1 protein-coding gene and 1 tRNA gene are annotated in these 1,343 nt (G+C 66.5%); both read right to left on the bottom strand.

Annotation, left to right across the window (positions count from 1 at the left end):
• Positions 1 to 689 precede the first annotated feature (689 nt).
• Positions 690 to 764: transfer RNA gene (locus tag JTN19_RS13295), tRNA-Gly, on the bottom strand.
• A gap of 75 nt (positions 765 to 839) precedes the next feature.
• The coding region (locus tag JTN19_RS13290) for a hypothetical protein (protein ID WP_456315799.1) at positions 840 to 1,343 on the bottom strand (504 nt) is incomplete at its 5' end.

The raw sequence follows: 1,343 nt of genomic DNA, 5'->3' as shown, positions 1-1,343 counted from the left end.
CTAGCCGAAATCATGTCCTGGTTGGGCAGCATGGCGGTTGAGCAGTCGAGGTAGCCCAACTGTCCGGTCGCGGCCGCGCGCTGCATCTGGGGTCATGAGGGCGACCAAGCGTTATAACTCGAGAACGCGGCGTCAAGCGCCCAAACGGCCGATGGGGACGACCTCCTCGTCCGCCATGACAGCCTCGCGCCCGCCGTCGACCATGCGGCGCCTCAAGGGAAATAGGGCGGATGGGGGAGACGTCGCGCATCTGGGCGACGGCGGCGTAGCGCATCCGGCGCTCGAGGCCGGTGATGATATGATCTCGGCACGCTCGTTGGGATCCGGCGTAAGCGCACGCATAGACTTCCACCTGCACTCAACGGCTCTGTAACTGTCCGGGCGAAGTGGGGCCTTTCCGAATGGCTCGGGGCCGAAAAGCGAATTTTTCTTTTCCGGCATTCTTCGCCTAGCGGTCAACTTACTGAATTACGAAGAGTCGTGCGCCGTATAAGCCGTTCTATTTCAATAATATAGAGCTTGAGGGTCAAATCGTCATGCCCCCAAGCTCCGGAGACTTCGGGACCTCAGGAGAGCGATTTCCGGGATCGTTGCGTTCTCCAACCCTCAAGCCACCGCGGCAAAACCCCAGGAAACCTGCGGTTCACGGCGTCATCGAGGAAGGAGAAATGTGAGGTTGGGAAACCGACTGGAGCGGGCGAAGGGATTCGAACCCTCGACCCCGACCTTGGCAAGGTCGTGCTCTACCCCTGAGCTACGCCCGCTCGTGGCGTGGCGGGTGATTGCCATGGTTCGGCGACCCTCGCAAGCCCCCCGCCCGGAAAACCCGGCGGGAAATGCTACGCCCCGCGCCCCAGGCGCCGCAGCACCCACAACCCCGCCAGCGTCACCACCGCGAGGTGCCCGAAGGCCAGGCTCCAGCCCAGCGCGCCGCCGCCCCCCAGGTCCAGCATCAGCCCCACCCCCAGCGGCCCAAGGAAGCCGCCGGCATAGCCCGCCATGCTGTGCAGCCCCATGGTGGCACCCCGCAGCCGCTTGTCGGCCGCCTGCACGGTGCCGGCCGTCAGCGCCGCGCTGTCGAGGTAGATGGCGGCATTCCACAGCAGCACCAGCGCCACCGCCAGCGGCACCGAGACACTCCCGGCCCAGCCCGTCAGCACCGACAGCGCGGCCGCCGCCAGCATCGCGCCCAGCACCACGCGCCCGCGCCCATGCTTCTGCGCCATCTCATTGCCGGTGATGGAGACGGCGATGCCCAGCAGCCCCGCCAGCGTGAACAGCACGGCCGGCGCCGGCAGCCAGGACGGCGCGCCGAGTTGCGCCTGGGACGCCACCAGAAAGGT

It is taken from the genome of Roseococcus thiosulfatophilus (assembly GCF_017311575.1).
Taxonomy (GTDB): Bacteria; Pseudomonadota; Alphaproteobacteria; order Acetobacterales; family Acetobacteraceae; genus Roseococcus; species Roseococcus thiosulfatophilus.
The sequence above is the reverse complement of the archived record's forward strand: the minus strand, read 5'-3'. Positions and strand labels throughout refer to the sequence as shown.